This window comes from Pseudoalteromonas sp. TAB23, assembly GCF_000498075.1.
GTDB classification, from domain to species: Bacteria; Pseudomonadota; Gammaproteobacteria; order Enterobacterales; family Alteromonadaceae; genus Pseudoalteromonas; species Pseudoalteromonas arctica.
Genome location: NZ_AUTP01000141.1, coordinates 1 through 4,843 on the forward strand (window position 1 = coordinate 1; position 4,843 = coordinate 4,843).

At 41.8% G+C, this 4,843-nt stretch carries 5 protein-coding genes; 4 read left to right on the top strand and 1 reads right to left on the bottom strand.

Annotated elements, in window-relative coordinates:
- From pdsO to L654_RS1000000128660, 3 genes are all read left to right on the top strand, one after another.
- Positions 1-527: sortase-associated OmpA-like protein PdsO (gene pdsO, locus L654_RS0105425; protein WP_024607493.1), on the top strand; the 527-nt coding region annotated here is incomplete at its 5' end.
- Positions 528-573: 46 nt separating this feature from the next.
- A complete protein-coding gene (locus tag L654_RS0105430) occupies positions 574-2,628 on the top strand; it encodes a marine proteobacterial sortase target protein (RefSeq protein WP_024607494.1) in 2,055 nt (684 codons plus the stop codon).
- Between the two features lie 325 nt (positions 2,629-2,953).
- Positions 2,954-3,235, top strand: coding sequence for a sortase (locus tag L654_RS1000000128660; protein ID WP_343223522.1), 282 nt, complete (start codon positions 2,954-2,956; stop codon positions 3,233-3,235).
- Here the strand turns inward: L654_RS1000000128660 and L654_RS0105440 are convergent.
- On the bottom strand, positions 3,130-4,089 hold the full coding sequence (locus L654_RS0105440; RefSeq protein WP_024593285.1) for a DMT family transporter: 960 nt from the start codon (positions 4,087-4,089) through the stop codon (positions 3,130-3,132). The two genes, L654_RS1000000128660 and L654_RS0105440, sit on opposite strands and share 106 nt — an antisense overlap.
- Before the next feature lie 119 nt (positions 4,090-4,208).
- On the opposite strand from L654_RS0105440, the gene proB reads away from it, so the two are divergent.
- The coding region (gene proB, locus L654_RS0105445) for a glutamate 5-kinase (protein WP_024607496.1) at positions 4,209-4,843 on the top strand (635 nt) is incomplete at its 3' end.

The window sequence follows — 4,843 nt, forward strand, 5'->3', positions numbered from 1 at the left end:
TAGCCGATAACAAAATTGCTGAGCAAGAGCGTGCCATTACGGTCATGAAAGAAAAAACCAGCGATTACCAACACGTGCTTAACCACAACAATATGTTAGAGCAACAGGTAGAAGTGCTTGCCAATCAAAATGAGCAGTTAACTCAAGTTCAAATTAATAACTTATTGGCGATGACGGTACAATTTAAAACAGGTTCAAGTGTTGTTGCCCCGCATTTTGCACTGCAGTTAGACCAGCTCATTACCTTGTTAAACAACCAACCACAACTCGCAATTGATTTAAGTGGCTTTGCCGATCAGCGCGGCGATGAGCAAGCCAACCTTTTACTTTCTAAAGCGCGTGTAAATGCCGTGCAAAGCTATTTAATAAAACACGGCGTGAGCCATAAACGCTTAAGCACGCAGGCATTTGGCGAACAGCAAACATTGGCTAACAGCAACACGGTGGAAGATAACTTTTTTGATAGACGCGTAACGCTTACCACTCGCTCAATGTACCCAGCAAATGGCCAAATGGCGAGTAACTAAACCTAACGGAACCTAAGTAAAGCTAAGCGTTCGATGGAGTGATTTTATGTTGAGTAAACCAACCAAAATGCTTACTAAAGTAAGCATTTTTATATTCATAGTGATTGTGCTGTTAGCTAGCTTTAAAAGCCATGCGCAATCACCCAAGTTAGAGCTTTTTGATAGCAATGGTGCGCCAGCAGGGCCAGCAATAATATTAAAAAGCGATGCCAATATGACCTTAACCGGCCTGATTAATCATGTTGTAGTAACGCAGACCTATCAAAACGAAAACCCGTTTGCGGTTAATGCGCGCTATGTTTTTCCACTGCCAGATGAAAGCGCCGTACATGCCATGACAATGCACATTGGTGAGCGAGTTATTAAAGGCCAAATTGATAAAAAAGTGGAAGCTGAAAAAAAATACGAGGAGGCTAAAAAAGCAGGTAAGCAAGCAGCCCTTGTACGCCAGCAACGCGCCAATATGTTTATTACGAATGTGGCGAATATTGGTCCTGGTGAGCAAGTAATTATTGAGCTTGAGTATCAAGAAATAATTGACTACAGCAGCGGCACATTTGCTATTAGGTTTCCTACTACCATTACACCGCGTTATCACGCGATTAGTGGTGAAGTTGAAGTTAATACTCAAAACCAAACGCATGTTAATCCGGCCCCAACTGGGTGGTTGAGCCCTGTTTACAGCACTCAAAACATCACTCAAAATAGTACTCAAAATAGTACTCAAAATAGTACTCAAAATGATAACGTACCAAGCAGTCAATTTAGCTTAAACATTTATATAGACGTAGGCTTAGAGCTGGTGGATATCAATTCTAAATTTCATAATGTTGATGTACAAAACACCGCATTTGGGCAATATAAAATAGCGTTAAATGAGAAAAATGCAGTTAATCGCGACTTTGTACTTGAGTTTAAACCGCTGCAAAAAGAGCAAGCTCAAGCCGCATTTTTTACTCAGCAGTTTGAAAATGGTGACCGATACGGGCTTGCTATGCTAATGCCACCGGGGGATCACTTTACACAAACTCAGCGATTACCTCGCGAAATGGTATTTGTAGTTGATACGTCAGGCTCTATGCACGGGCAATCTATGGAGCAAGCTAAAAAAGCCTTGTTTTATGCGCTTTCATTACTTGATAGCGACGACAGCTTTAACATAATTGGTTTTGATAACATAGTGACTCCAATGAGCGATAAACCACTTATAGCCAGCGACTTTAATTTACGCCGCGCAGAGCGATTTATTTATAGCCTAGAAGCCGACGGCGGCACAGAAATACAAGGTGCGCTTAATGCCGTACTTGATGGCAGCGAGTTTGATGGTTTTGTACGCCAAGTTGTATTTTTAACTGATGGTAGCGTTAGTAATGAGGATGCATTGTTTAAAAATATTCAAAGTAAATTAGGTGATAGCCGCTTATTTACGGTAGGTATTGGCAGCGCACCTAACAGCTTTTTTATGCGCCGAGCGGCAGATGTTGGTAAGGGCTCATTTACGTTTATAGGCAGCACAAGCGAGGTGCAACCTAAAATGCAGCAGTTGTTTGATAAGCTTGCACATCCGGCTATTACTAATTTGGCGCTAAGCGATGAAAGCGGTAACAGCTTAGATTTTTGGCCATCACCACTACCTGATTTATATTTTGGCGAGCCTATCATGGTCGCTATAAAACTTAATAATGCTAAAAGTGTGGTACTTGCTGGGCAAACTGCACAAGGGCCCTTAAGTATTAGATTAAGTACACAAAATAGCTCAAGCGCTCAAGGTATAGCAAAACTGTGGGCGCGCCAAAAAATTAAGTCATTACTTTTATACAACGAGCAAAGTACCGTTAAAGATGAAGTACAGGAACTTGCGCTTACTCATCAATTACTTAGCCCGTTTACTGCTTTTATAGCGATTGAACAAACTCAAATAAAAGAAGTGGCAAAGCAAACGGCGCAAGCTACTAATGCAGTACCACAAAGTATGGCAATGCGTTTACCGCAAACCGATGGGCAAAGCAGATTACATATATTGCTAGGATGTATTTTATTACTCGGCTATGGCGCTCTTAAAATAAACCGATCATTTAAATTAAGCAGGGCACGTAAATGAAAAAGTGGCTAAGCGCGGGCTTACTAATAGCTGGGCTTGGATTATTTGGCCACGGTGCTTATATGCAGGCAAAAGCGTGGCTTGCTCAAGTATTAATTGAACAAGCATGGCAAGAGGAGCTTAAATCACCCGGCACTAAAGTAAAGCCGTGGTATTACGCCGACAGCTACGTTACTGCAAAGCTTGATTGGCCAAGTCATAATAAAACATTAAGTGTATTGGCTGGNCTGGAGCGAGTGGTCGTAATTTAGCATTTGCGCCAAGCCAATTTTTACCCGCAGGGGAGCTTGGCGGAAAAGAATTTGGAAACGAAAAAGGCGCGCTAATAGCAGGGCATAACGACACCCACTTTGCATTTTTACAAAACGCAAAAGTGGGGGAGGCGTTTACTTTGCAGCTGCAAAGTGGGGTGATACAAAATTATAAAGTAACGGGGATTGAGGTTATTCATCAATCCCAAAACACATTTTTACAAACACCCGGGCTGTATTTGCTTACCTGTTACCCTTTTGATTCGCTTGCCTCGGGTACTGATTTAAGATTGCTTGTATCTGCGCAAATGTCTTCGCCCGATTCACTAAGCGGTATATCAACCACAAGTTCTTGATGGCGCTGGCTTACCATTACACCAATAAATACCACAAATATGCTCAGCCATTGCCACACATTGAGCACTTCGCCCAAAATAATAGCGGACAAAATAAGTGTAAAAATAGGGATTAAATTAGAGTATGCAGCAGCGGTTAATACCGATACTTTGCTAATAGCGTAGTTGTACATGCCGTAGCCGCCAAGGGTTACACACGAACCTAAATACAAAATGCTCATAAGCGCGGTTAAGTCGTGTTGGTTTTCGCTTGGCAGGTCGATAAAAAACAAAAACGGTGCAAAAAACAAGCTGCCGCTAATACCTTGCAACGCAATTAAAGTCAGGGGCGAGTAGCGATTAGCTAAATGTTTAATACTTACGGTATAAAATGCAGCGCACACCATAGCCATCAACTCTAAAAAGTTACCCAGCAACGGGTTAGGTGCTTGGTCGGTACTTGGTGAAAGAAGCGTAAGTAAAATACTGCCGCCAATACACAGCGTAAAACCGACCACGATGGATTTACTTATGTATTCTTTAAGCAATAAAAAGGCAAGCAGCGCAATAATAATGGGCAAGCACGACACAATAACACCAGCCTGCGAGGCCGATGTGTATTCCATTGCATGGCCTTCAAATAAAAAGTACAAGCAAGGCTCAGCAAGTGACATACCCACTAAATACTTCCAGTCACCTTTTAAATACTCAAACCGAATAACGTAGCGCCATAAACAAAGCGACAAAACTAACGTGGTGAGCATGCGTAAAAATATCACCAATGCAGGGTCGTAAATGGCAATGGCGTATTTGAGCGCAATAAAAGAGCTGCCCCATAAAAAGGTGGCAATAATTAAACATAAACTGGCAGGCATAGAGAGTAATTTACATAATTTAATAAAATCAGATCCTAGCATGAATATTTTTAACTTGTTCAAAAATACCGAGCTGGTATAAATTAATTCATCTTTAATTAATCAATAGTAAAAAGCACATGCAAAGGGAACAGGTAATAGTTGTAAAGCTTGGTACAAGCGTACTTACTGGCGGCACCGATAAACTAGATAAAGCACACATGGTTGAATTAGTACGCCAATGTTGCGAGCTTAAAAAGCAGGGTCATCACGTTATTTTAGTATCGAGCGGCGCGGTAGCTGCTGGGCGCGAACAACTATTAAAACCCTGTGGCAGAAGCTTAATTGATAAACAAATGCTTGCTGCAATTGGACAAGGTCAACTTATTCATATTTGGCAGAGCTTGTTTGGTTTATACGGTGTAAATGTAGGGCAAATGCTGTTAACTCGCGCCGATGTAGACGACAGAGAGCGCTACCTTAATGCCCGCGATACACTCAATGCATTATTAAATTACGACGTTGTACCCATCATTAACGAAAATGACGCAGTAGCTACTAGTGAAATAAAAGTAGGCGACAACGATAATTTATCAGCACTTGTCGCTATTTTGGCTAATGCTAATAAGTTACTGCTACTTACCGATCAAGAAGGGTTATTTACCAGCGATCCGCGCACAAACGCCGATGCTACTCTCATTGGTGAAGTAACACATATAAACGATGAGCTGCGCCAACTTGCTGGTGGCAGTGGCACAAATTTAGGCACCGGCGG

Bases quoted from the DNA above. Each gene is read 5' to 3' on its own strand.
- L654_RS0105430 (WP_024607494.1), top strand. From the start codon at position 574: ATGTTGAGTAAACCAACCAAAATGCTTACTAAAGTAAGCATTTTTATA.
- L654_RS0105440 (WP_024593285.1), bottom strand. From the start codon at position 4,089: ATGCCTGCCAGTTTATGTTTAATTATTGCCACCTTTTTATGGGGCAGC.